At 56.3% G+C, this 26,514-nt stretch carries 22 protein-coding genes; 19 read left to right on the forward strand and 3 right to left on the reverse strand.

Going from position 1 to position 26,514, the window contains the following annotated elements; all coding sequences use genetic code 11:
- Positions 1 to 36: 36 nt before the first annotated feature.
- The 9 genes from ACP5OT_RS04510 to ACP5OT_RS04550 all read left to right on the forward strand — a co-directional run bounded on the left by ACP5OT_RS04510 (position 37) and on the right by ACP5OT_RS04550 (position 8,940).
- Entirely contained in the window at positions 37 to 438 is a 402-nt protein-coding gene (locus tag ACP5OT_RS04510; RefSeq protein WP_428131442.1) for a TadE family protein, read from the forward strand.
- A gap of 9 nt (positions 439 to 447) precedes the next feature.
- Positions 448 to 960, forward strand: a complete 513-nt coding sequence (locus ACP5OT_RS04515) for a TadE/TadG family type IV pilus assembly protein (protein WP_428131445.1) — start codon at positions 448 to 450, stop codon at positions 958 to 960.
- 22 nt (positions 961 to 982) lie between these two features.
- Positions 983 to 1,789, forward strand: coding sequence for an SAF domain-containing protein (locus tag ACP5OT_RS04520; protein WP_424676600.1), 807 nt, complete (start codon positions 983 to 985; stop codon positions 1,787 to 1,789).
- 74 nt (positions 1,790 to 1,863) lie between these two features.
- A complete protein-coding gene (locus ACP5OT_RS04525; RefSeq protein ID WP_428131447.1) occupies positions 1,864 to 3,072 on the forward strand; it encodes an ATPase, T2SS/T4P/T4SS family in 1,209 nt (402 codons plus the stop codon).
- A 57-nt stretch (positions 3,073 to 3,129) separates the two neighbouring features.
- Positions 3,130 to 4,389, forward strand: a complete 1,260-nt coding sequence (locus ACP5OT_RS04530; RefSeq protein WP_424676602.1) for a ParA family protein — start codon at positions 3,130 to 3,132, stop codon at positions 4,387 to 4,389.
- 14 nt (positions 4,390 to 4,403) lie between these two features.
- Positions 4,404 to 6,386, forward strand: coding sequence for an ATPase, T2SS/T4P/T4SS family (locus ACP5OT_RS04535; protein WP_424676603.1), 1,983 nt, complete (start codon positions 4,404 to 4,406; stop codon positions 6,384 to 6,386).
- 21 nt (positions 6,387 to 6,407) lie between these two features.
- Positions 6,408 to 7,334: a hypothetical protein gene (locus ACP5OT_RS04540; RefSeq protein WP_424676604.1), complete on the forward strand. Its 927-nt coding sequence runs from the start codon at positions 6,408 to 6,410 to the stop codon at positions 7,332 to 7,334.
- Between the two features lie 30 nt (positions 7,335 to 7,364).
- Positions 7,365 to 8,120 carry a hypothetical protein gene (locus ACP5OT_RS04545; protein WP_428112671.1) on the forward strand — a complete coding sequence of 252 codons (756 nt, stop codon included), beginning with the start codon at positions 7,365 to 7,367 and terminating at the stop codon, positions 8,118 to 8,120.
- A gap of 187 nt (positions 8,121 to 8,307) precedes the next feature.
- The gene (locus ACP5OT_RS04550) at positions 8,308 to 8,940 is read left to right on the forward strand and encodes a hypothetical protein (protein WP_428131450.1); all 633 of its coding nucleotides are present in this window, start codon (positions 8,308 to 8,310) and stop codon (positions 8,938 to 8,940) included.
- 15 nt (positions 8,941 to 8,955) lie between these two features.
- Here ACP5OT_RS04550 and ACP5OT_RS04555 read toward each other — a convergent pair whose 3' ends face one another.
- Positions 8,956 to 10,188, reverse strand: coding sequence for a cysteine desulfurase-like protein (locus ACP5OT_RS04555; protein WP_428131452.1), 1,233 nt, complete (start codon positions 10,186 to 10,188; stop codon positions 8,956 to 8,958).
- Between the two features lie 202 nt (positions 10,189 to 10,390).
- Between ACP5OT_RS04555 and ACP5OT_RS04560 the strand changes: the two genes are divergently transcribed.
- From ACP5OT_RS04560 to ACP5OT_RS04595, 8 genes are all read left to right on the forward strand, one after another.
- Positions 10,391 to 10,648: an FmdB family zinc ribbon protein gene (locus tag ACP5OT_RS04560; RefSeq protein ID WP_424677125.1), complete on the forward strand. Its 258-nt coding sequence runs from the start codon at positions 10,391 to 10,393 to the stop codon at positions 10,646 to 10,648.
- A 182-nt stretch (positions 10,649 to 10,830) separates the two neighbouring features.
- Complete coding sequence (epsC, locus tag ACP5OT_RS04565; protein WP_424677126.1) at positions 10,831 to 11,601, forward strand: serine O-acetyltransferase EpsC; 771 nt, start codon at positions 10,831 to 10,833, stop codon at positions 11,599 to 11,601.
- 27 nt (positions 11,602 to 11,628) lie between these two features.
- Positions 11,629 to 13,047, forward strand: a complete 1,419-nt coding sequence (gene cysS / locus ACP5OT_RS04570; RefSeq protein ID WP_424677127.1) for a cysteine--tRNA ligase — start codon at positions 11,629 to 11,631, stop codon at positions 13,045 to 13,047.
- A gap of 6 nt (positions 13,048 to 13,053) precedes the next feature.
- Positions 13,054 to 14,037 (forward strand): 50S ribosomal protein L11 methyltransferase, encoded by a 984-nt coding sequence (locus tag ACP5OT_RS04575; RefSeq protein WP_424677128.1) that lies wholly within the window; start codon positions 13,054 to 13,056, stop codon positions 14,035 to 14,037.
- A gap of 49 nt (positions 14,038 to 14,086) precedes the next feature.
- On the forward strand, positions 14,087 to 15,124 hold the full coding sequence (locus ACP5OT_RS04580; RefSeq protein WP_424677129.1) for a type I phosphomannose isomerase catalytic subunit: 1,038 nt from the start codon (positions 14,087 to 14,089) through the stop codon (positions 15,122 to 15,124).
- Between the two features lie 5 nt (positions 15,125 to 15,129).
- A complete protein-coding gene (locus tag ACP5OT_RS04585; protein WP_424677130.1) occupies positions 15,130 to 15,885 on the forward strand; it encodes a 16S rRNA (uracil(1498)-N(3))-methyltransferase in 756 nt (251 codons plus the stop codon).
- A 163-nt stretch (positions 15,886 to 16,048) separates the two neighbouring features.
- Positions 16,049 to 17,389, forward strand: a complete 1,341-nt coding sequence (locus tag ACP5OT_RS04590) for a S41 family peptidase (protein WP_428113803.1) — start codon at positions 16,049 to 16,051, stop codon at positions 17,387 to 17,389.
- A gap of 336 nt (positions 17,390 to 17,725) precedes the next feature.
- Complete coding sequence (locus ACP5OT_RS04595) at positions 17,726 to 19,624, forward strand: protein kinase domain-containing protein (protein WP_428113805.1); 1,899 nt, start codon at positions 17,726 to 17,728, stop codon at positions 19,622 to 19,624.
- Between the two features lie 45 nt (positions 19,625 to 19,669).
- Here the strand turns inward: ACP5OT_RS04595 and ACP5OT_RS04600 are convergent, their stop codons facing one another.
- On the reverse strand, positions 19,670 to 21,610 hold the full coding sequence (locus ACP5OT_RS04600; RefSeq protein WP_424677133.1) for an ATP-dependent helicase: 1,941 nt from the start codon (positions 21,608 to 21,610) through the stop codon (positions 19,670 to 19,672).
- A 1,233-nt stretch (positions 21,611 to 22,843) separates the two neighbouring features.
- On the opposite strand from ACP5OT_RS04600, the gene ACP5OT_RS04605 reads away from it, so the two are divergent.
- Together ACP5OT_RS04605 and ACP5OT_RS04610 are read left to right on the forward strand one after the other, a co-directional pair.
- Positions 22,844 to 23,884 (forward strand): zinc-dependent alcohol dehydrogenase family protein, encoded by a 1,041-nt coding sequence (locus ACP5OT_RS04605; protein WP_428131455.1) that lies wholly within the window; start codon positions 22,844 to 22,846, stop codon positions 23,882 to 23,884.
- A gap of 172 nt (positions 23,885 to 24,056) precedes the next feature.
- Positions 24,057 to 25,511: a hypothetical protein gene (locus tag ACP5OT_RS04610; RefSeq protein WP_428131457.1), complete on the forward strand. Its 1,455-nt coding sequence runs from the start codon at positions 24,057 to 24,059 to the stop codon at positions 25,509 to 25,511.
- On the opposite strand, the gene ACP5OT_RS04615 is transcribed toward ACP5OT_RS04610, so the two are convergent.
- The gene (locus ACP5OT_RS04615) at positions 25,497 to 26,369 is read right to left on the reverse strand and encodes an SDR family oxidoreductase (protein WP_428113810.1); all 873 of its coding nucleotides are present in this window, start codon (positions 26,367 to 26,369) and stop codon (positions 25,497 to 25,499) included. The genes ACP5OT_RS04610 and ACP5OT_RS04615 overlap by 15 nt on opposite strands.
- Positions 26,370 to 26,514: the final 145 nt, after the last annotated feature.

Below are 26,514 nucleotides of genomic sequence, written 5' to 3' on the forward strand. Positions count from 1 at the left end.
GCGTTATTCGGTTGATGCTTGGAAAGGAGTTTCTTCATGCGAAAACAAGGTCAAACGCTTATTGAGATGGCGCTTGCGTTACCGATTTTGCTCACACTCGTGGTTGGTCTCTTTAGTGTCGGTCAGCTTCTCCTTACACACTATGCCGTTAATCAAGCGGCGCGAGCGGCAGCACATCAAGCTGCATTGACCGGTGGTGACCGTACTGCAACCGAGACTGCCGCTCGGCAAGCACTTGCCGGAAGTGCGTGGGTAACGCCGTCAAACAGCGAAGTAGTCATAGCGTGCCCTCGTCGTCCATGTCGGCGTTATGACCCGATCACCGTTGAAGTACGGTATCGAGCAGCATTGTGGATACCAACTACCCTTTTACCGTTCGGGGATGAGCTTGTCGTGCGGGCCAGTGCTACTCGTGCTGCCGAGCGCGATCAACAGTAGGAGCTGTCGATGGTGTACCGCGTTAGTGGTCAGGCCTTGCCACTGGTAGCGTTGATGCTGCCGATACTCACCCTCTTCGTGTTAGTGGTGATCGAGCTTGCCAATCTCTGGCTCACCGTTGCCAAACTCGAAGACGCACTGCAACAGGCTACTCGTTCGGCAGTACAACAGATCGATTATGCCGTTTTAGCGCGGAATGGTCAGGCTCTGCGTGGCAATCGGGTATGTCAGTCCGTAACGATCCGGTCGCCTGACCAATGTTCTGCTCTTGTGCAAGTAGCACACCAATTCTTGCTCGTGAATTTGCAGCAAGCTCATCTCGGTGGAGTTGATCCGGTCGTTTTGGCAGCCAATACACGCTGGACGGTTCTGCCACAGGGAGGCGTGTGTGGTTCGATTAGTACCACCACACCATTGCTTTGCGCAGAGGTGCAACCGGTATTGCGTGGATTGTTTGGGTTAGGCGAAGTCCGACCACGTATTCGTGCGGCAGATACGGTTGACCGGTTGGAACGACCATAACTGTAGCGAAAGGAGAGTTTGTATGTCGGCCCTTGGCACGCTCAATCAGGCCCTCACCCGTCGGCGTAGTAATCCACTACCGGCTATTCTGATCGGTCTAGGCTTAATCGTGACAGCGGTATTTACGGTGATTGCCTTTCTTGAGGCCGGTCAAAGCGAACCGGTGGTGATACTCGCCCGTGATGTTCCATATGGTCGTCAACTCAGTGCTGATGATCTGACAGTGGTATTACTGCCGCGTCATCGTCCGGTGCAATTGACCGGTATTGCTTCGCCGGCGCAGGTTATCGGCCAGTATGCTGCCCGTAATCTTTCGGCCAATGATTTGCTTCAGCCGTCAATGGTGACGGCGCAATCTCCGGCTCAGCCGGTCTATCCCAACGGTGAAACCTTAACACCGGGAATGGTACCGGTACCGTTCAGCACCGAAACTATCGGCCCACTGACCCACCATGACCGGGTGAACATCGGGTTCAACGATCCGAGTGGCGCCGCAGATGTTTGTGATCAGGCACGTAGTGTTGCCGAGGGGCGGACACCGACAGTGCTACCGCCGGATACACCACTACAGCCTCGTCCGTATGCATGTCGGTTGTTGAGCGGTGCGCGTGTTCTCTACGTTGATAGTGAAGCGCAGGTGGCGTATCTCGAACTCACACCTTACCAATCGCACGCGATCTGGGCCTTGCAGGCTGCCGGTTTGCCGATGTGGGGTGAGCGTTACAGCAGCGATGCACCGATCTTGCCTGCTCTAGAACGGCTCGACATCGGCCAGCTTACGGTTGAGGAATTGACCGCACCGGTTAAGCCGATCACCGGTGATGAGTAATCATAACCATACAAATCGGCGGAAGTGGTTGCGACCGGCTTCCGCCACATACCACATCTCGAAAGGAGAACAGCGTGCAAACCTTATGGGACACTGGAGCGCAACCGGTGAATCACTCACCGACCACCGGTGCGGCTATCACGGAAGAATTGCGGATACTGCTGCGCAGTGGTCGCTTACGAGATTTCTGGCACTTACCACCTGATGAGGCGTTCGCTCGGCTCGGATTCGATGACTCGGTACCATGGCGCGATGTGGCATGGTACGGTCCTATCGAGATTTGGCGTGATCCTGAGCATGCGGTGTCAGACATTCTGTTTAACGGTCCGTCTGATTCGCCCTTTTTTGTGGTGCAGCGCGGCATGATGGTCAATACCGGTGTAATTGTCCACCCGGCTTGGATCGATTGGACGCAACGTCAGTTGGTGCTACGTAATCACGGTGTGATCGGTGATACCCCACTGTCAGCATTTGTCCAAGGCGTTGTTGACAGGTTGCGCTACGCCATAACGAACCGAAGCGCTTCCCCATCTGGGCCGAGTCTGGCAATTCGCCTACTGCCCGAACGGTGGGCAACACTCGACGATCTCATGCAGAGCAACGTCATTAGTCGGGAAGCCGGTGAACTCTTATTGGCGGCCCTTAACGGTGGTGCGTCAGTGCTGATTGCCGGTCCGACCGGTAGTGGGAAGACAACACTAGCCGCCGCGTTGACCCAGGCGATTGGTACACGCATGCGCTTGGTCGTTATTGAAGATGGTGGTGAGCTGCCCCATAGCGTCAATAGTTTACATATTGAAGCACCGGCTGAAACCGGCGGTTTTAGCCGTGCTGTGACCTTTGCCCTTCGCCAAAAGCCGAATTACATCATCGTCGGCGAGGTACGAGGGGGCGAGGCAATGGCGATGTTACAAGCGGCTGCAACCGGTCATCCCGGTTTAGGCACCATCCATGCGGCGACGGTACAAGGAGCGTTACGGAACCTCGAGCGGATGGCACTGATCGGCTTGGCCCATGAGACAACCGGTGCTGGGCAAGCAGCAGCTCAGATCGTGCGCGGCTTGATCACCTCTGATGTCGTGAACCTGTTGGTAGTCCAGATCGGACGTGCTCCGAATGGGAAGCGTGGTGTGATGACCATCGAAGAGGTGTTGCCCCAAGGCTCACAAGGTCAGAGTGGTGATCCTTTTCCAACAAACCCGCTTTTTCGCTATGAACGGACGAGTGAACGGTTGGTGAGGGCTGGTTATGTCAATGCAGGGTGGGGATTGGGTCGGATGTGAAGTGTGCTTCGTGTTCGTGGAACGACTGCGTGCTATGGCCGATAACGGAGTGATGTTATGGAACTCATTATTTTTAGCGCTATTGAGGGTCTCCAGAGTGAAGTCGAGCAATTGCGCGATGTAGCCGTTCTCGCACCATCGCGTATTGATCAGGTACAACGGTTATTGACTGGATCGCGTCCGCCCGATGCAATTTACCTTGACGATAGTCGTGGTACTCCATTGGCCGATCTGTGGGATCTGACGGCCCGTGCTCAGCAGGTAGGGGCAAAGGTGCTGCTGGGGTTGGCCGGTCCCGCCCGATCGGCTCTGCCTGATGCCTTAGCCGCAGGTTTGGCTGCCACGAGTGAGCGTAATCCGGTGGCACTGGCCGATTGGATTGGAGGTCAGCTTGGGCGACGGCGTGGGAGCAGTGTCCAACGTTTGCCAGTGATTGCCATCGGTGCGGCCAAAGGTGGGATTGGCAAGACCTTTGCCACATGCGTGTTGGCCGAGGGGTTGCGGCGACGTGGACTGGATGTGTTGGTATGGGACAGTGATATTTCAAATCCCGGCTTAGTCCCGGCGTTTCGGGTTCCGGCCAGTGCTCCGTCATATCTCCATCTCGTGCAACGTGGGCCGGCGCATTGGTATCCGAGCGGTATTCAGCCTTTCATCTTTCAGCCTGAGCATACTCGTGCCACTAACCAGGGTTGGGGGCGGATCGATCTGCTGATCGGTTCGCATGCCGTAGCTCGCGCCGAGAACGATTTGCGTTTGCCCGATTGGCAAGGGTTGTATCAGGGGATTATTGCTCTTGAAGGGTACGATGTCGTGTTAATCGACACACCGCCCGATTACTTGCGCCGACCTTATGCAACTCACGTTTTGCAGGCAGGTGGCAATGTGGTGTTACCCACGCCGCCCGGTGCTCGTGAGCGGATGGGAGTTGGGCATATGCTCGACCACTTTACCGAATTGGCTCCTGACCGTCTCGAACGCTGTGCGTTGCTCTTTATGGAACCTGAGCGTGGTGTCACCGTGACCGTCAGTATGGTCGCCGATCTGTTTGCACGGCGTTATCCACGGCTGAGTAATCTTGGCGTACTGCCGCGCGAACCGCGTCTCGCCAGTCTTGCTGACGAACACGATCGCTACGTCTCAATGCTCGATCTCGGGCCGTACAGCCGTTTTACGCAAGCCACCCATCGGGTGGTTGAAGTGCTCTGCGCGCATGCTGGTCTACAACCGCGCCTACCTATGCCGAAGACAGGATGGTGGGGGCGTTTGAGCGAGCAGATGTTTGGTCAGCGCATACCGGCTCCAGCAGTGTCGTAGCCAAGGAGGACATCATGCATCCCGCTTACCGACCATTAACGGTACTCGAAGAGGGTGGATTGGCCGATTTGATCCCACAGCAATCGGCAACCAACGATCCGGCAGCAACCGTATTACAGGCAGCGCGTGACTTGCTACTGACCGAGTTAAGTGCTGAACTACTCAATCCGGTTGCACCTTCTGCAGAACGAGATCCGGAAGTACTGCGCGTATTACGCTCGGCGATTGGCGCGCATACCGAACGTGGTGGGCCATTAGCCGGTTTTCCTACAGATGATGCCAGTCTGTTACGCCTTTTTCACGACACAATTGGCTGGGGACCGGCCCAACCTTATCTCGATGATGAGCGGATCCAAGAAGTAAAAATTATCGGTGACCGAATCATGGTGCAGGAGGACGGGGCCGATTTTACGCTTGCCCCTGAGCGTTTCAGTTCACCGCGGCAAGCGTTAGATAGAGCACTTGTTTTAGCATCGCGATTGGCAGTACCACTCGACCGTAGCCGACCGCAAGATACCCTGCCACTAGCCCATGGTACGCGCATGCATGTGACGATCCCGCCTTGTACACCTGATGATACTGCACTGATCTGTATTCGGCGTGGTCGACGCACTGCTTGGACACTCGCCGATTTTCTTCGGCGCGGGGCGTGCGATGAGACGCTCTACGCAGTATTGCACCTCCTCGTGCGCGCACGTTGTTCGTTCCTCATTGCCGGCGAAACCGGTTGCGGCAAGACGGCATTGCTCGAGGCAATTGTTAATTCGTGGCCGGGTGAACCACACGTAATAACGATTGAAGATAACACCTTGGAGATCAATGTCCGTCACGCTGCATGGACTCGTGAATTGGTTCAGACCAGTCTTGATCCACAAGCCTTTGGGCGCGCAGCGCGCGAAGTCTTACGGCAGACACCATCGCTAGTTGCACCCGGTGAAACTCGTGCTGCCGAGGCTGGGGCGATACTGGCAGTGGCAGTGAGTGGCCATGCCGTAGTGACGACGATCCATGCGCGGAATACAGTGCGCGCCGTCAGTCGGTTGGCCGATTGTGCGGCCATGCCGGGCGCATATCTTTACGAAGGGCGGCGAACCAATGCACTGGAAGATATTTGCGATAACTTTCAGGTCGTCATCCATCTCGCTCGTACCGCTGGTCGACGGTACATCAACGAGATAGCGCTGCTCGATGGCTGTGAAGAGACGGCAAGTGGGTTGCGACCAACGTTAATTCGGTTAGCCTGGGCAGAACCGGTTGCCGAGGGGATACGATGGCATTGTAGTGCTCAGGTGCATGATGATCGACTGGTATGGGAAGAGGCCGATCGGACGCCGGAAACGCTGTTGCAGCGCTTTGCATTGCTCAAACTCACCGAACGTCCTCGGGCAGTGGCGAGTAGTCGTGCCGTGGTCGATGATGCGCTGGCGCAAGCCGCCTTAGCCCGCCAAGCCGGTGCATCTGAACGGGCGTTGGCAATCTTACGTCGGGCATGGAGTGAGCGCCAGGATGAGCGTTTGGTTCAGGCGGCACGGCATGTGTTGGCTGTAGAACCGGCCCTTGCTCAGGCTCCGGCTGTAGCGGGGCGTACTGCGTATGAACAGATCAGTACGGCGTTAGCTGACCGACGTTGGCATGTTGCCGAAGCAGTGTATACCGAACTGAGCGCCGATCTTGACCGTTATGCTGCCTTTTCACCGCCCGGTGGCTGGCCAATGCTAGCGGCTGCTATTACTGCCGGCCAGCAAGCCGATCAAGCAGCCCTCAATGATATTAAGCGGGCCGAACAGGCATTGGCACAAGGCCGTCCCCGTGATGCACTGGATCTGATTGCGAAACTTGAACCGGCCCGTCTCAGCGATGAAACGGCGTTGGTGTTGTTGCGTACTCGCTACACTGCGCTCAATGCCCTCGTCGCAACCGGTGAAGTCGGCGACGCTGCTTTGATCCCGGTAGTTGCCGCGTTACGTATGCGAGAAGCGGCCCAAACTCATGGATAAGCGTGGAGAAAGGATTATAGCATGCCACCTGTCGAAACATTGACCCATCCTGAAACGGCATGGCTCTTACGGATGGCACCGGCTCTGCTCGCTGCCCTCATCGCGACAACGGCGATCTTCATCTTGCGCCAACCGTTGGCCCAAATGATGACCCGTTTGTCTCAGCGTCGCATCGATCCGACCCTCGATCCAGTATTGATTTGGCGTCCTGTCTTATTGTCAACCAATACGGCACTGCTGATGGTCGGTGGTGTGGCAACCCTCGTCAGCGCTGTACTCGGTTTCATTGGCTCGCTATGGCTGGCATTAGCCTTAGCACCGGTGGCCGCTGTCTTAGCGACTCGAGTCGGGTTTGCTTTGGTAGCCCATCGTTATAACCGACAACTCGAACGAGAACTAACCCCAGCCATTGGCCGGCTAAGCGCACTGCTTAGCGGTGGGTTAGGCTTGCGTACCGCATTTGACCGCTTACTTGCCGATATGCCGTCCGGTCCGTTGCGCGACGAATGGAGTTGGCTGATCAGACAGCAGGGTGCGCCGTTGGCCGATGGGAGTATTGCTACCTTGCGTCAAGTGATCACCGCCTTAGCCGGGCAAACCTTATCAGTACGTCATGCCATTCTGCTGAACCATCTCGCTGTAGCTGCTGATCAACCGCAAGACTTGCAAGCACGCCGTTGTGCGGCTGCTTACGCTGCCCTGCAAGCTTCTGAACGGCGGCGCGAAGAGGCCTTGACCGAACTGGCGCAAATGCGCTATAGCGGGTTGGCTGTTGGGGGCGCCGGTGTGCTGATGGCTGTATATTTGGGGGCGACGCAGTGGGAGCGGGTACGAGTTGCCTATAGCACTCCGATAGGGATGGTATTTGCCGTAATCGTTAGTTTGGCGCTGGCAGCCCCTATTATCGGCGGGATTTGGTTGTCACGGGTTGAGGATGTCGAGTATTAGCCGCAATGATCCAGCGAAAGGTTCCTACGTATGTCACATTTGCTTACGACGCCGGTTGCTCCGGCGCTACTAGCCGCCTTATGGGGCACCCTATTGGCCGTGCTTGGAATTGTGCTGCGTCCCCGTCCACTCTTTGTCGTGTCGCTAGCTGAACGCCAACGCTTCATAGTCGGTCAAGCTGGTGGCATAGCGCTCGCCCTGCTTTGCGCCGGAGCAGCGCTGAGCGGAGGCCCGCTCTGGCTCGGATTGGCGTTAGCTGCCTATCTTGGACTAGGTCTGGTTTGGCCGCGTCAACCACGCCGTACCCGCGAACGAATGGAGCGCGAGCTACGCCGCCTCACCCCGGGTTTGATCGGCTTCATTCGGGTCGCATTGGGCAGCTTTGAAGCTCCGAGTATACTGTTGCGCCGCTACTGTATGCAGGCTGTACCACGTCAAGCGCCCATGCGCGAGGTCGTGGTTGCAGCATTAGCCCTCAGTGAAGAGCAGCGTATGCGTCCCTTTGCTGCACTTGCCGAAGTGGCCCGTCGCTCCCGTTGTCGTGAATTGATCGACGCCACTGCCGCACTTGCTCAAGCCGAAGCGGAAGGAACACCCGTTGAGATGGTGTTGGCTGCCCAACAACAAACCCTCGAAACCTTGTTGCAAGGCGAGTTTCGGCGGCTTATCCGTCGGCGTACCGTCTATTTACTCTTACTGACCGCTTTGAGTTTAGTCTTTGGTATCTTGCTCAACCTCCTCTTCGTCATGGTGATTGGGAGCGAGGTGTTCTCATGGGGGACGTAGCCCATCAATGGTATCGAGCAGGTGATGTCGGTGGAACAAAACGATGAGCTACGATAGAGATTCAGTTGACTCCATACCCTATCGATGGCGATGCCGGATGCTCACTGACGCGGTGCCTCGGTAAGTGTTTTCTGAGTGGTGCGGAAGGGTTCGGTGCCATTACAGGCCGGTGGGCCGGTGGGACGGCGTGGCGCAGCTACAGGCCGGTGGGCTGGGGGCGGTGTGGCGCCACTACAGGCCGGTGGGACGGCGTGGCGCAGCTACAGGCCGGTGGGCTGGGGGCGGTGTGGCGCCACTACAGGCCGGTGGGGCGGCGTGGCACAGCTACAGGCCGGTGGGCTGGGGGCGGTGCGGCGCCACTACAGGCCGGTGGGGCGGCGTGGCACAGCTACAGGCCGGTGGGCTGGGGGCGGCGTGGCACAGCTACAGGCCGGTGGGCTGGGGACGGCGTGGCACAGCTACAGGCCGGTGGGGCGGCGTGGCACAGCTACAGGCCGGTGGGTTGGGGACGGCGTGGCGCAGCTACAGGCCGGTGGGCTGGGGGCGGCGTGGCACAGCTACAGGCCGGTGGGCTGGGGGCGGCGTGGCACAGCTACAGGCCGGTGGGCTGGGGGCGGTGTGGCACAGCTACAGGCCGGTGGGCTGGGGGCGGCGTGGTGCTGCGGTAGGACGGCGAATCGGTGGCGGTGGTACGACCGGACATTACTACTGTGCGGTCGGTGTCAGTACGTGTATTCGGCTGGTACCGGTGCTCAATGGTCGCAACAAACTTCTCGCCTTGTCGACGTGGATATGCCGACAAGGCGAGCATAGGCAATGACCGCATTGTTTGCGGTTAACGGGTTGCTAGCTTGTGCAATGTGGTGAGGAAGAAATCAACCTCGTCGGCTGTATTGTAGTGGACCAAACCGACTCGCACCATGCCGCCAAGTGGTTCGACACCGAGCCGTTCACTAAGGCTGAGCGCATAGTAATTCCCATCCCAGACAAAGATACCGTGCTCGGCTAATTGCCCGGCTACTGCACGTGGTGCCAGATGCGCGAGTCGGAATGATACCGTTGGTGTGCGCCATGTGAATCGCTCAGGCTCGCGAATGCCATAGAAGGTCAGGCCGGGGATCTTCAGCAAACCATCAATCAACTGGACGGCAAGTGAACGTTCGTAGGCGACGATCCGCTCCATTGCTGTTACCAGTGCTGTACGACGATCAGGAGCGGGTTGCCCTAAGCTCGCCAGATACTCCACGGCAGCCGTCACACCGGCTAACCCTTCGTGGTTCTGCGTCCCGGTCATCCAGCGTCCGGGTACCGTATCGTCGGCCGGACGAACTTTGTAAGGCTTTAACCGTTGCAGATGCTCACGTTTACCGTACATTGCCCCAACGTGTGGGCCGAAAAACTTGTAGACACTACACGCCAGGAAATCGCAATCGAGAGCTTTGACATCAATGCAGCCATGCGGTGCATAATGCACCGCATCGACAAATACCAATGCACCCACCTGATGTGCCCAATCCACGACCTGTCGTACATCATTGATCGTGCCAACTGCGTTCGAGGCATACCCAACTGCCACCAGTTTGGTACGCGGCCCGATCTTCGCTGCCATATCGTCCATATCGAGCGTACAGTCTATGGGATCGATATCGACTTCGCGAATGACGACGCCACGCTCGCTCAGGGCATGCCATGGTGCAACGTTCGCATCGTGGTCAAGGCGAGTCACAATAATCTCGTCGCCGGCTTGCAATTCGCGCCCGATAGCACGACTGAGGGCAAACGTCAGGGAAGTCATATTTTGGCCGAAAAAAATCTCATCAGGTTCACAGCCGAGCAGATCGGCCATTGCGGCATGGGCGGCAGCAATCGTTGCGTCGGTACGTCGGCTCGTCGCGAAGGCACCATGCGAATTGGCATTATCGTGGGCGAGATAGTGGCTCATCGCATCAATGACCATCTGCGGCACCTGCGTGCCGCCGGGGCCATCGAAGAAGATGGCCGGTCTGCCGGCAACCTCTTGGGCTAATGCCGGAAAGAGAGGGCGAATAGTCGTTGGATCGAAGGTCATAACGATCTCCATAGGCAAATGGCTGTTTTGTCAAATGATACCAGATTGTGGAGGAGCGACGAGCATTTGCCTCATCGAACCAGGCAGACGTGGCGCACAATGCGTTCTAACACTCTTCTTATTGCGGATTATGGCGCTCTGGGGTACAATACACAGCGTGATACATCAACTAAAAGCATCCCATGGAGGTAGGAAGCGCGCTATGCCAACCTATGTGTATGCCTGTGACGCTTGTGGCAAGCAGTTTGAAAAGTTCCAGAGCTTCAAAGACGAGCCACTGACCGTCTGTCTGTGTGGTCAGGAAGGTCGAGTACGTCGGGTGATTCAGCCCGCCGGTATCGTCTTTAAGGGGTCAGGATGGTATATAACTGATAGCCGTGGTACCAGCGGTGGCTCGGTAACGGGTAGTGATAAGAGCAAGGGTGACGCGAGTGACAAGACCGATTCTAGCGAAGACTAATCGATTGGCCTCCCTGCTCCTTCCCTTCCCCGGGTGCTCCTGTCGCTAGGGGCGCCGCCCCACTCGGTGGCGCCCCAGCGCCTGGCTCTGCCGGGTTCGCGCATCGTTGCGCGCCTCCGGCGTTCTCCTCCTCCGCCCTTTTGTGATATGTAACATGTATTATTATTCGCCGGAGCAATCCGATGCGTATTTCACATGCGCTCTGTGTGTTGCGCGACGATATTCGCGCCATTTTTCGCAATGACCCTGCGGCCCGTAATCTGGCTGAGGTCTTGCTCTACCCCGGTTTGCACGCGATTATCCTTCATCGTTTTGCCCATGCCCTGTATCGACGGAAGGTTCCATTTATCCCACGTCTGATCTCACAGATCAGTCGCTTTCTTACCGGGATCGAAATCCATCCCGGTGCTCGTATTGGCCGAGGCTTTTTTATCGATCATGGGATGGGTGTGGTTATCGGTGAGACGGCGGAAATCGGCGATTGGGTGATGCTCTATCAAGGGGTAACACTCGGTGGTACCGGAAAACAGACCGGCAAGCGCCATCCGACGGTCGAAGATGAAGTAGTCATCGGTGTTGGTGCTATCGTTCTCGGTGCAATTACTATCGGGCGTGGCGCTCGAATCGGTGGCGGCGCGGTGGTTGTGAAAGACGTGCCTCCCCACTCTACCGCCGTCGGTGTACCGGCTCGTATCGTTGCCCGCCGCGATCCGATTACCGGCGTTTCGCGGCGGGTCGAGCAGTTGCCCGATCCCGAAGGTGAGATGTTGCGCAGTCTGCACGATAAGGTGCTCGAACTTGAGGCACGTCTGATCGAACTCGAAGCCGTTTCTCACGTGCATCGTAAAGACTTCCACTTCAAACACAATGAGCTGCCCGAACAGCTCTGGCAGACGTTGCTGGATGAGTCGGCATCGGTGGAAGAAGAGTATAATCAGGGTGCGGGTATATAGGCTGCAATGTGATGATAGCGAGTTGGTATGACGATTCACCTCTACAATACTTTGACCCGTCGGCTTGAACCGTTAGAGACCATTGAGCCTGGTGTTGTCCGTATGTACGTCTGTGGGGTGACACCCTATGACGAAGCTCACATCGGGCATGCGATGTCGGCGATTGTGTTTGACATGATCCGGCGCTATCTTGAATTTCGTGGTTATCAGGTGCGCCATATCGTCAATTTTACCGACATCGATGATAAAGTGATCGCCCGCGCGCAAGCAATGGAACAAGATCCGCTCGCACTCTCCGGGCAATATGCTGCCGAATTTTTGGCTCAGTTGCAGGCAATGAATGTCTTGCCGGCTACAGCCTATCCGCGTGTCTCGACGACGATGCCGAGCATTATCGCGTTTGTGCAAGGCTTGATCGAGCGTGGCTATGCGTATGTGGTTGATGGCGATGTCTATTTTCGGGTGAAGCGCGACGAAGACTACGGCAAACTCTCCGGTCGCTCGCTCGATGAGATGCTCAGCGGAACGCGCTTTGAGGTTGATCCACGTAAAGAGTCACCTGCTGATTTCGCCTTGTGGAAAGCTGCCCGGCCGGGTGAACCGGCGTGGGATAGTCCATGGGGTCCGGGACGTCCGGGTTGGCATATCGAGTGCTCGGCGATGGCGATGGAGCATCTCGGACCGCAGATTGATATTCACGGCGGCGGCACCGATCTCATCTTCCCTCATCACGAAAATGAGATTGCCCAAAGCGAAAGTTTGACCGGTCAGCCTTTTGCCCGCTATTGGGTGCATAACGGGATGTTGCAGTTGGTGAATCCACAGACCCGGCAAGTTGAAAAAATGTCGAAGTCGCTGGGGAATGTGGTGACGATTGCCGACTTTCTCAGTCGATACGATCCCGACGTGTTTCGGTTGATCGTCTTGAGTAGTTCATACCGTAGCCCGCTGACCTACAATGACGAGATTGCCGCCGATAATCAGCGCAAGCTGGAACGACTTTTATCGGCGTTGGCGCCGGCTATCGGTTCGGTGCGTGAAGGGCCGGCAGGAGCAGCGTTGCGTGAAGCAGCTACCATTGCCCGCGAACGGTTTATTACGGCAATGGATAACGACTTTAACAGCCCGGCAGCGCTCGCTGCATTGTTCGATCTGGTACGGGCGATTAATGCGGCCCGCGATGCCGGCCTTGCCGCCGAGGAGCTTGCCATTGGTCAGCAGACGCTACGTGAATTGGCTGGGGTGTTGGGGTTGCGGCTGCAACCGCGCCAACGCACACCGACCGCTGAAGTGGCACCGTTTATCGAGTTGCTGATCGAGGTGCGGGGTGAGTTACGGAAGGCCAAGCAGTATGCCCTGGCCGATTTGGTGCGTAATCGGCTGGCCGATCTTGGTGTCACCCTCGAAGATGGTCCACACGGAACGCGCTGGAAGTGGCAAGGATGAAGTGGTATGCAAACGCCAAGCACGTGGCTAGAGATTTCGATTGAAGTCGAACCGGAGGCGGTAGAGACGGTTGCTGAGATCCTAGCCCACTACGGGTACAATGGTGGTGTCGTCGTTGAACAGGGCTGGATCGCCGGTGATGAAGGGCCAGAGTTTCAATACGACCCTACCCGTCCGGTCTGGCTCCGTACCTATTTGCCGTTCGACGATCAGGTCGAAGAGACACGCCAGCGCATTGAACATGCTCTCTGGCATGTGAGCCAGATCCGACCGCTGGGACCACTTCAAACTCGTACACTGGTCGAAGAGGATTGGGCGAACGCTTGGAAACAATTTTATTCGGTGCTCCGGATCGGTGAGCGCACGGTGATCATCCCGTCGTGGTTGGAATACCAACCGCAGCCCGACGATATTGTGCTCTGGCTCGATCCGGGGATGGCCTTTGGAACTGGTTTGCATCCAACGACCAAACTCTGCTTGCAGTTACTCGAACGAATGGTGCAACCTGACCAGCACATACTGGACCTCGGTACCGGTTCGGGCATTCTCGCAATTGCTGCTGCGAAGTTGGGTGCAGGGCACGTGCTGGCCCTCGATAATGATCCAATTGCAGTACGGGTAGCGCAAGAGAATGTTGAACGCAATCAGGTGAACGCGGTGGTGCAAGTAGCCGAGGGTAGTCTTGGTGTCGGGCAGGCGATGGGGCATTGGCTGTCAGGTGATTTTGGACCGGCAGAACCGGATCCGGCGTTGCGGGTACAAACACCACAGGCCACGTTCGATCTGATTGCGGCGAATCTGATTGCGAAAGTGTTGGTAACGCTTGCCCCCGATCTGGCTGCCGCGCTGAAACCTGGGGGCTATCTCATTAGTAGTGGTATCATTGACATAAAGGAGCACGAGGTTATCGCCGCTTTCACCGCAGCTGGTCTGACCCTAGTCGAACGTCATTGTGAAGGTGAATGGGTAGCCTTGGTCCACCGACGGTAATGATGGAGACGATAGCCATTTGAACATAGACCCAAACCGATAAACCGTTATGAACCGACTGTACCCCATCCTATCCGAACCGCGATTTGTTGAACCACTCTGGGGTGGTCAACGGCTGGCCCCGTGGCTGGCATTACCACCGCCGCATCCTGAACGGCTCGGTGAGATTTGGCTGGTCTTCGACAGCAATCGGGTGACGAATGGTCCCTTTGCTGGGAAGACGATAGCTGAGGTAGTACAAGCTTACGGCGAGGCGGTGGTAGGTACCCGCTCATTTGCCCGCTACGGCGCCGATCTGCCACTGCTGGCGAAATTTATCGATGCTGCCGACCGGCTTTCGGTGCAAGTGCATCCTGATGATGAGTATGCGCATACCTTTGAAGCGCATACCGGCTTTCACGGTAAGACTGAAGCGTGGTACATTCTGGCGACTGAGCCGGGAGCAACGGTTACGCTCGGTGTTCGAGCACCGGTTGAACGAACTGCGTTGGCGGCGGCAATTGCCGATGGGACGATAGAAGATCTGTTGGCTCAGCAACCGGTGCACGCCGGTGATCTCGTTTTTGTACCGGCAGGTACTATTCACGCGATTAATGCTGGAATTATGCTATTTGAAATCCAGCAGAAATCTGATCTAACCTATCGCTTGTACGACTACAACCGACGGGATGCACGTACCGGTCAGCTTCGTGAGTTACACATTGAGCAGGCATTGGCGGTTAGCCGACTCGAGCCGGCTTCGGCTTCCTTCCTCCAACCACTACCGCTTGATGAACAGCGTGAATTGCTCGTGGCTTGCTCATCGTTTGCGCTTGAACGATGGCATGTGCGAGGTTGTCTCAGTGCTACTACCGATCCCGGCTCGCTCGAGATCTTGACGGTAATTGACGGCACGATGCAACTGGAATGGGGAAGCAAAACACTAACACTACAACGCGGTGCAGCCGTTCTATTACCGGCTACCCTAGGCGAGTACAGGGTCGAGGCCGCGCAGGGCATACTCCTGCGCTCGTATATCCCCGATCTGCCCACACTCCTTGCCACGGTCGATAATGATACCGGTGTCGCTCCCATTGTGCAATGGTGACGACAGTGGACAATCCAACGACCATTCCCAATACCCACCGCTTCTTTGTTGATCCGGTATGGTTGCGTAGTGACGAAATCTTGATTGATGATCCGTCGCTGCTGCATCAATGGACTCGTGTACTGCGCCTGACTGCCGGGGATCGAGTGTTGCTGCTTGATGGACTGGGGATGGCGGCAGTTGTGCAATTGACCGCCATCGACCGGCGACAGGCACGGGGGTATGTCCTTGCTCGTTGTCACGCCGGTGGCGAGTTGGCAGTTGCAATCGATCTCTATTTGGCGCTAATCCGGCCCGAACGGTTTGAATGGGCGTTGCAAAAGGCGGTAGAATTGGGGATACGTCGCATTATACCGGTTGTTTTTGCTCGCTCGTTACCGGGTGATCGGATTGACAAACATCGACTGGTGCGCTGGCAGCGGATCGCTACCGAGGCGGCCGAACAGGCTGGGCGGGGCCGCTTACCCGAAGTGAGCGCTCCGCAACCGTTTTCTACGGCAGTGGTTGCCGGTAGTAGTGCCGATTTGGCGTTGATGCTCGATGAACAAGCTGAACATCATTTGCGTGATATTGTAACATCGCCAACCTCGCTCCGTCGGATTGCCATCATCTCGGGCCCGGAAGGCGGTATTGATCCGCGTGAACGACGGGCGGCCATCGATCATGGGTTTGTGGCGGTTTCGTTGGGGCCACGCATCTTACGGGCAGAAACGGCGCCGTTAACGGCGTTGGCAATGTTGCAATACGCGCTGCATCTCTAGAAAAGCGGATGGCAAGATTTCTCACTCCGCGCGAAATGACCATTGGCAAGGTTGCAATACGCGCTGCATCTCTAGAAAAGCGGATGGCAAGATTTCTCGCTCCGCGCGAAATGACCATTGGCAAGGTTGCAATACGCGCTGCATCTCTAGAAAAGGGTTGGGAATGGAACGAGTGTGGACAGTCGTCGGGGTCATCGTTCGGTGGGTCGCCGTGATCGCTGTGGCTTTTCTTGGTGGTTGGATCACCGGGCGGATTGTGGGCGTCTCTCCGATCGATGTCTTGATTACCGGTGTCTCTAACGTCGATATGCGATTGCTCACCCCTGGTGACCGCCGCCAACAGTTTGCCGTCTTCTGGGACGTGTGGGATCTGGTTGAAGGGAACTTCTACCAGCCGCAAGCTATCGATCGGCAGAAGATGGTATACGGTGCGATCCGTGGGATGCTAGCAACGCTCAACGATCCGTATACCTTCTTTCAAGAGCCACAAGAAGCTCAACAAAATCGGGAGTCGATGGAGGGCCGGTTTGAAGGTATTGGGGCTTATCTGCGGGTTGAAAATGGTCAAATCATTATCGACCGTCCGATCCCGAATTCGCCTGCCGAACAAGCCGGTATTCAAGCGGGTGACATCATTCTGGCAGTAGATGATCAACCACTGGCTGAGTTGATAGCCGGCTTGAGCGACCAAGAAGCAAGTGCGCGTGCAGTAAGCCTTATTCGTGGTCCGGCCGGAACGATCGTTCGCTTAACCATTCGCCGACCTGCCGAAGATCGCGTCTTTACCGTTGCCATCACGCGCGCAGCGATTCCGCTCATCACCGTCAATAGCACGCTTTTACCCGATCGCATTGCCTATATTCAGATTACCGAATTCAAGGCCACAACCACCGAGTTGCTCGACCAGGCGATTGCCGAGTTGCTCCCACAACAACCGCGGGCCATTGTGCTCGATCTGCGTAATAATTCGGGCGGTTTTCTGACGACCGCGCAAGAGGTGCTTGGTCGGTTTTACGACGGCGTGGCGCTCTATGAAGAGGAGCGCAGTGGCGTCAACAAAGAGTTACGCACCATCACGGCACCGCCTAACCGGCGGCTATACGGTATTCCAATGGTAGTATTGGTAAACGGTGGGTCGGCTAGTGCCGCCGAGGTGGTTGCCGGCGCGTTGCGTGATGTACGTCCGAATACGGTCTTGCTCGGTGAGAAGACTTTTGGCAAGGGGTCGGTTCAGAACATCTATACCCTGCGTGACGGGAGCAGTGTGCGTATCACCATTGCGCGTTGGCTGACGCCGTCCGGTGAAGCGATTAACGGCATTGGGATTACACCGGAGCATGTCGTACCGGCAGCGAACGATCCGATCTATCAGGTACCGTGTGTGCCAGACCGGCCCAACGATACCAGTTGTGCGGATGCGCAATTGTACTGGGCGCTCAAACTGTTACGTGAGGGGGTGCCGCCACCACCGCCGGCACCTGTTGAAACAGTTACGGCCCCTTGAGCGGGGCCGTTAACCGGGTGGCAGGCAATGGGGCAAGCGCGAGGAAGCGGCATTGAGGAATGCCGCACGGGGTAGAAATGAGGAGGCAGAGATCCTGACTGGCAGGGAGGACACGGATGATCGTCATTGCGTGTCCGATCTTACAGGATGCCCGCCACCAACCGGCACAGTTGTAGTATACCATGACGCAGTGCGGAAAAAGGTGATAAGTAGCTACTTATGGTGATGAATCACTCACCGGAAGTGCAGGGCAGGGAAACATAACCAGACGGTTGACAAGGTAATTTCAATATGAATTGAACAAATGTTCTATTTACACGATACGCTGAGGCAGCTATGAGTAATCTACACTCTTTCGCCCACGGCGAACCACGGCCTACTGCCGCGCAGGAGTTTGAACTTCGTGAGTACCGCTTGCATGAACAGATTGGGCAAGACGAGCTTGCCCTGATCTATCGCGCTACCCATCAGACCCTCAACCGCCCGGTTTATGTCTTCTTGTTGCGTCGCCACGATTGGATCGCAAATAGCCGGTTTCAATTAGCCGCTCGGCTCGCTGCAAGTTTGAGTCATTCCCACTTATTACCGGTGATCGACGCTGGTCATGATGAACACTACGGCGATTATATGGTCATGCCGTACATCGCCGGCCGCTCACTGAATGAGATATTACAAGAAGGCCCACCGGATCTGACATTAGCGGTACGCATTATCACCCAAATCGCTGCCGTCCTCGATTATCTCCATGAGCAGCAAGTTGTTCATCGTGATGTCCAGCCGGCGAATATTCTGGTAACCCCGGAGGGGAATGCGTACCTGACCAACCTAAGCCTCGCTGCCGTGCCTGATGCTCCACTCGATTGGAGTATGCTGAGTGAAGCCGATTATCTCACACCATATTCAGCGCCTGAATTGAAACTCGCTCAGGCTGAAGCTCACGCCTCGCTCGATATTTACAGTCTTGGGGCAATAGCCTATCACCTGCTTAGCGGTGAGCTACCACCTACCGGTATGATTGTTGAGCTTGATTTGAGTAACAAACCACCCGCATTTATGTTAGCCGAACGGGTGTTGTTACGCATGCTCTCGCCCCAACCGAATCTGCGTTTCAGTACCGCCAGCGCGGCTGCAAATGCGTTACGACTCGCCCTACGCCCCCTCCTCGATCAGGATACGATCGATATGGAAGAGTCGCGTTGGGAGGATTGTGCCGAGTGGTTTGAGAATCCACTCGAATTGGCACTCAGTTCTGAGTTAGCTAATCTTGCTGAGCAATTTAACGATTTTCTGACCGAGGCGCGCAAACGGGCAGATACCTTCCATCGCCGTGACTATCTGCGTAAGTGGCTCAACCGTTGGAGCCGCCAGAAACCATTTCGTCGCTCATCACTCGGCCAACTGATCGAGTTTGAGCTAATCGCCAGTTATAATATCTACTTCTACGCGCTGAAAGTGCTTTACGAGCAACGTTCGCCACCGCAATTGCGGTCTCGTCCGATGCGGAATGATGAACGTCCGGTGGCTGAGCGGACATTGGATGTATGGGCAACGCCGCTGCCAGTTCACCGCGATTTCACATCTGAACCCGGCGGTGAGATGATCTTACCTGGCTCACGCCGCTTTTTTACCTGCACCGGTTGTCAAGGTTCCGGTCAAGTGGTGTGTCCGCAGTGCCAGGGGAAAGGTGTGATCAAACCGAAAGCGCGTCGTGGAGAACCTAACCCGGTCGAACAACCATGTGACCGTTGTAAAGGATATCAACGGGTGCGGTGCGAAACATGTGATGGCAATGGCAATCTGGTCGAAGAGAAGTTCTTTACGTGGTCGCGGTGGGTTGTCGAGCTTGAGAACGATGATGATAGCGAAGATTTGTCGCAGCAAGTACAGCGATTGCTTAAGCAGCAGGCACGTGAGATATATGAAAGTGAGATCGATCTCTACGATAGCCGCTGGCATAGTGTCGGGCCGCTTAGCCGTTTGATCGAGGAGGCGATTGCTAAAGCGGGTGCGCACGGTCGCCCGATACAGGCGAAGCTGACGATCAGGGGTGTCATGATGACCGAGATCAGCGGCATGCTTGACGACCAAGAGTGTCGTCTGTATGTGATCGGGTCAGGTGAAAATGAGAAGCTAGTCAGTACCGTATCGCTGCTGAATCTAGAACGGCTCGCGCTTGTGGTGGTAGCTGTGCTGTTCCTCATTGTCGTAGCGATCACGGCGATCATGTTGTTGTAATCGGCGATGATACAGGCGGTGAAGGGCCGTCATGCAAGACAGCCCTCACTGTTTGGCTTGTCGTGCTTGTTCGCGGCCAAAGGCCAATACCTCTTCGAGAAAGCGAGATAGTTTTAGGCGCTGACCGCGATTGCGGCTGGCCGTCCACGAAAGATAGAGCCGTTCGGCGGCGCGGGTGAACGCAACATAACACAGACGCCGCTCTTCTTCGAGAGCGGCTGGATCGCCGAGACTGCGTTCGTGGGGGAGGGTTCCCTCTTCTAACCCTACCACGAACACGAAGGGCCATTCTAAGCCTTTGGCGGCGTGAATGGTCAGCAGTTGCACCCGATCCCGTTCATCGTCGTCATCGTCGGCGTTGGTCATCAGGGCGACTTCTTGCAAAAATGCACTCAGCTCGGTATGCTCTTCGGCGGCACGGAGCAATTCTTGCAGATGGGCGCGTGCTTCGGCCAGCTCTTCAGCGTCGAACCGTTCGGCTAAAGCGGCCATATAACCGCTCTGCTCCAGCACATCGGCCAACAGATGATCGGGCGGCATGGTACCGGCGGCTAATCGCCGCCACCGTTGGAGGAGGGCAAACAGTCGGCGTGCTCCTTCGACTGCACGTGGGCTTAGCCCAGGTATGACTGGGGCATGACCGAGTGCCTCGCTGAGCGGAATCGATTGGGTGGAAGCGAAGGCTGCAATGGTCGCCAGAGCTTGCCCGCCTAACCCACGCGCCGGTACATTGGCAATGCGGGTAAGGCTGAGGTTATCGGCGGGGTTGGCGATGCAGCGCAGATAAGCCAGCGCATCGCGCACAACTGCTCGGTCAAAGAAACTGACGCTGCCCCGCACGACGTAAGGCAGGCGGGCGTGGCGTAGGGCCTGTTCGAGTGGACGGCTCATGTGGCGTGTACGGTAAAGAACGACAATCTCGCGCAGTCGGCGACCTTGCCGTTGCAATTCGGCAATCGAGCGTGCTACTTGCTCTGCCTCCTCGCGGCTATCCTTTGCCTCGCTAATCAACACACTTCGCTCGGCTGCGACCGCCGCCGCAGCACGTAGCTCCATCGGCGACACACTGCGGCTGTGGCGAATAATCGCATATGCCGCATCGAGGATGGGTTGCCGTGAACGGTAATTGGTTGTCAGCTCGATCACTTGCGCGTCGGGGAAGTCGACGGTAAAGCGGTTGATAATGTTGTGATCGGCATTGCGGAAGCCGTAGATGCTCTGCATTGCATCACCGACCACGAACAGTGAACGTGGGCGATGTGCGGTCGGACGGGTGAGCAACTCGATCAGCGTGTGCTGACTCGGATCGGTATCCTGATACTCATCAACAAGTACGTGTAGCCAGCGTTGCTGATAGGTTGCCAAGAGATCGGGGTCTTCGCTGAGCAGCCGGTAGGCCGTCAGAATCAGATCATCGAAATCAAGCGCATTGGCCTGTTCGAGAGCGCGCTGGTAGCGGCGATAACAGGCTGCCACAAACCGATCGAGCGGATCGGTTGCAAACCGAGCCATCAGACGAGGGGTGAGCATACGGCTTTTGGCACGTGAAATGAGGCGCAGCACCTCATCGGCTTCGATCATTCGAGGTGGCGTTTCCGTGACGCCGGCTAACGCCTCGGCAGCCAACTGCAACTGCTCATCACTGGCGTAGATCGAGAACGAAGCGGTATAACCCTTTATACGACCGGCAATCGACTCACGCAGGATGCGGGTGCAAATCGCGTGAAAGGTGCCGCTCGTCAAGCCACGGATGCGCGAGCCGAGCAACCCGCGCAACCGTTCGCGCATCTCGCGGGCGGCTTTGTTCGTAAAGGTAACGGCCAGTATTTGTGACGGTGATACGCCGTAATGAGTAATCAGGTATGCAATCCGCAGCGTGAGTACGCGCGTCTTGCCACTACCGGCGCCGGCCTTAACCAGCACAGGCCCGATCGGCGCCGTCACGGCGGTACGTTGGGCTGGGTTGAGCGAGTTGAACTGTTCCATAGACGTTGGCTCTGCACCGGTGGCTGACTACCATGCGTAACACAGTAACAGGTCTATCGCTGTGTTACCTTAGCGGTTCTTCTCTGCCCGGATCGACGTCGTCGGCCTTGGGGCAACGCCCCACATTATATCAGCGATGAGGTACAGTACGGTGCATGGGCGAGCGATGTCACGAAGGGTTATACGGATCGGTGTATTTGACGATACCGGTGTCTCGTGGTAGCGTCATTCCACCAGTTTAGACCAATACAACACCACGAGCAGTTAGCGTGATGGTCGTCATATCAAACGATCCCACTAGGATTGCGCTATGTCTATCTTGCCGGTCGGGGTAGCTCTACCTAAGCCGGTATCTGTGTTAGTACACTTGAGGATATTCAACAGCTTACCGGTGGGTTGTGCCCTCATTGCTTACCAAATCGGCAGCTACCGCGCACCTACGTAATTCCCTGATGATCGGCGTTTCGCAGTTGGGCCGGTTATCCTGATCTCGACGTGCAACGGCAAGAGGCACGAACGTTTGTAATCACCAACAATCCCGATACGCCGTCAGTTCGGCAGATGAAGTTACACGTTGAGTTGGATGTTGGGTCTGAATTGGTTGCTACGATGAAGACACGTATACGGCACAGCTCATGGCTTTCGTCCTCCTAATCGGGATTGGTTCGCCGAATTTGCCGGCAGCATTGACGATGGCACTGGTGGCGGTAAGTCATTTCAATTGATAGTGTTGGAACGCGAATTTCAATTGGCAACAGCGTTTCGGAATAGTCACGCAAACTTAAAGAGACAGCGTATGTCATCGTCCGTCGAGTCGCAGCACGGCTCACCTGTCCCAATCGAGCTAGAGTTTCCGGTGTTGGCGGTTGCTTCGTCTAAACTCGGCAGTGAAGCAGTAAATCGGTCGCCGATCTGCTTGTCCGCTTACGTACTATTGGTGCTAAGTTACCGGTACTGAGTGATGATGAACGTGGGTGCGCAATCGATACGCTCGGTTTGCAGATGTCTACCGGCTTAGCTAAGCTTGGTGAGTGCTATCATACCGGTGCCGTTGTTTTGCTACCACTTGGCTGTAACACGCGGGCTTGATCCGACAACGCCACGCGGATGGCAGTTACACGGACGATATGCGGCATAGCAATACCGGAGCTTATGGGGAGGCCGGTATCGATGCAGTGTGAAGATGATGTGATCTCCCCTTATCGCTGTCTACGCTAGAAAAAGGAGAAGACAATGCGTGCAGTATACTACGAAGCCTTTGGTCAAATGCCTTGGATTGCCAATCTGCCTGATCCCGCGCCGTCACCCGATGGAGTAGTGCTAGCGGTGCGCGCGACCGGCCTCTGTCGCAGCGATTGGCACGGCTGGATGGGGCACGATCCCGATATTCGGTTACCACATGTGCCGGGTCACGAATTAGCCGGTGAAGTAGTGGCCGTTGGTGCGCGGGTAACTCGCTGGCGGATCGGTGATCGGGTGACAGTACCGTTTGTCTGCGCATGTGGGGTTTGTCCGCAGTGTCAAGCCGGTCAGCAGCAGGTGTGCGATCACCAGTTTCAGCCGGGCTTTACCCATTGGGGATCGTTCGCCGAATATGTTGCTATCGACCGTGCCGATCTCAATCTGGTACGCTTGCCTGATGAGATGAGCTTTGCTACTGCCGCCAGTCTCGGTTGCCGGTTCGCGACCGCGTTCCGCGCCGTGGTTGATTTGGGCCGGGTCAGTGCCGGCGAGTGGGTGTCGGTGTATGGCTGCGGCGGAGTTGGCTTGTCGGCGATTATGCTGGCCAGCGCGTTAGGCGGGCAAGTAATCGGGATCGATATTAATCCAGAGCGGTTAGAACTGGCACGCGCGGTTGGCGCAACTGCGGTGGTTGATGCGATGGCTGAAGCTGATGCGGTGAGCGCGGTGCGCGATCTGAGCGGCGGCGGGGTGCATTTGTCGCTCGATGCGTTGGGCAGTCCAACCACCTGCGCTAACTCGATCGCCAGTTTGCGCAAACGGGGCCGCCATGTGCAAGTGGGGTTGCTGTTGGCCGAGCAACGTATGCCACCGTTACCGATGGATATTGTCGTGGCCCGCGAGCTGGTAATTATGGGCAGTCACGGTATGCAAACCCATCGGTATGATGCCATGCTCGATTTGATCCAGTCGGGCAAGGTGCAACCGCAACGCTTGATCGGGCGCACGATCCGGCTGGACGAAACACCGGCGGCGCTGGTCGATCTCGATAGCTTTCGTGGGGCGGGGGTGACGGTGATTACCGAGTTTTGAGCTGATAGATCAAACGATTCTTGGATTGAAACTCGCATTGGCCGACGTATGGGTAATATGACATTGCTACAATAGTTACGGAAAAAATAACCGATCTATTGGTATGGAGCGGATAATGTCTTCTATCACAACTCAACGACAAACTGGTTGGTCAAACTGGCAAAAGAGCCTTATGGCCGTTACCTGGGCAATTATAATCGTAGTCAGTCTGCGCACATACACCGATCCGGATCTCTGGGGACATCTGCGTTTTGGCCTTGACGCTATTGCTGCCGGTGACGTAATCCGTGTTGATCCGTATTCTTACCTAAATCTCGATCATCCTTGGATTAACCATGAATGGCTCATGGAAGTGCTCATGGGTCTTGCCTGGCGGGTTGGTGGTGAAGTAGGATTAATCACTCTACGCTTCGTTGTCTACCTCGCGACTTTAGGTCTCATCTTTTGGTGGCTGGTAAAGGTCAAGCAGACTACTTTCATGCCTACTGTTATCATCTGGCTAGGTGTGGTGATGACCACTATCTGGTTCAGTCTTGTGGTCCGACCCCAAATTTTTACCTTTTTCCTCTTCGCAGTGATGCTGATGATTATTGAAGCTGCCGAGCGCGGTCAGTATCGTTGGTTATGGTTAACGCCGGTCGTTGTGGGTGGATGGGTGAATTTGCATGGTGGTTTCTTGGCCGGGTGTGTTATGTTAGGTGTATGGACAATCGCGCACGTAGCGCTCAATCGTACCCGGTGGCGTGCGATTATTCCACCGGTTGTATGTGCAGCGCTTGCTACGCTGGTCAATCCCTACGGCCTAGGGATTTTATCGTTTCTGTTTGAGACAGCCACCGGTGATCGGCCAGAGATTGCTGATTGGCAACCTCTTCCCATCCGAAGTCCTTTTGGTGCAATTTACCTCGTGGTCATGGCATTAGCCGTGTGGGGGGTGTACCGATCATCATTGCAGCGTCGTCCAATTCTCATTGGGTTGTTTGGACTGGTTGGTATCATGCCACTGGTAGCTATTCGTCATTTGCCACTCATGGGCATTGCCTTTGCCATCTTTACCGGTGAGCATGTCAATGTGGTTTGGGAGTCGTTTTTTCGCCGGCAGCAAACCGAAGTGGCTATTCCTCGATGGTTACGCCCAATCCCTATTGTGGCAGCAGCGTTGATCTTGGCAAGTGGGTTGATCATCTCGCCATGGCGTTTTATTCCCGTCACAAGCGTTCCATACAACGCAACCGTACTGCTACGCGAGAGTGGTTTCCGTGGCAACCTGATGTGTGATTTTGGTTGGGGGCAATACCTGATCTGGCACCTTGGTCCGTTGGTCAAGGTTGGTATGGATGGGCGACGTGAGACGGTGTATGCTCCTGATGTCTATGCAGAGTATATTAATTTTCATTTCGGTACCGGTGATTGGGAAGCGATATTGCGTCGTCAACCTACCGATGCGGTACTCGTTGGTTTCGGATCACCGCCGGCTAATCTGCTAACCATTCATCCCGACTGGCGGCTCGTGTTTACCGATCACGAAAGTGCCCTTTTTATCCGGACTGACTCGACAGCCGCAGCAGTTATTGAGCAAACAGCCCGCACGTTTACGCCGCGAGAAGTTGCTTCAGCTTTCCCGTGATGGTTTGAGTTTACCCGACGCTTGCAACACCTCGCGTACACCGCGCAGCCGGTAGCCCAACGCAAGGGCGCGGCTGATGTCAAGCGCGCAGTTGCGCGGGCGGGGCGTGGGGCTTTCGGCGCTGAGCGTGCCGACGATACGGTTTGGGTCGAGGCCATACGCTTGGGCGAGCAGCCGGCCCCACTCGTAGCGGCTGATCGTCTCAGCGCCGGCCAGATTGATCACCCCGCGATAATCACTCTGCGCCAGATCGATCAGCGCCGCTGCCAGATCATCAACGAACACGGGGCAGCGCAGCTCGTCGTAGAAGAGTTTCTCCGTCCGTTCGCCACGCGCTACGGCCAGTGCAAAGGCGCTGTGGCGGTCGAGCGGATCGAAGCCGTAGATGAGCGAGGTGCGCACAATCGCGGCGTGCGGATGATGGTGTTGCACCAACTCCTCCGCACGCGCTTTGGCCCGACCATAGTCGGTAATCGGGTTGGGCGGATCGGCCTCGGTGTAGGCGCCTGCCTTCTCGCCGTCAAAAATGACGTCACTTGACATATGAACAAGACGTGATCCAATCTCTGCAGCGGTTGCTGCTACATATCCGGCACCTTCACCGGTAATCGCCATCAGGTCGGGATCGTATTGGCGAAAGGCCGTATGAATAATGACTGCCGGTTGCACCTCGGTAATTACCCGCCGGACAGCAGTCGGATCGCGGAGATCGAGAGGATACCACGTGATGTCAGTCGCCGCCGGTGGCGTTTGGTGATGAAACGTCGCCGCAATCGGTAAGCCACGTGCGCGGGCGTGGCGAATCAACGTGTTGCCCAGATAACCGGTACCACCAGTAATTAAAAAGGTGTTTTCCATACCGAATCCCCCTGTAGGGCCGCACGGCCGTGCGGCCCGCTGGCAGCGGTGAGGTGCGGTGCGCCCGGTGCGGCCCGCTGGCAGCGGTGAGGTGCGGTGCGCCCGGTGCGGCCCGCTGGCAGCGGTGAGGTGCGGTGCGCCCGGT

Source organism: Chloroflexus sp., assembly GCF_049970315.1.
In the GTDB taxonomy this organism is placed as follows: Bacteria; Chloroflexota; Chloroflexia; order Chloroflexales; family Chloroflexaceae; genus Chloroflexus.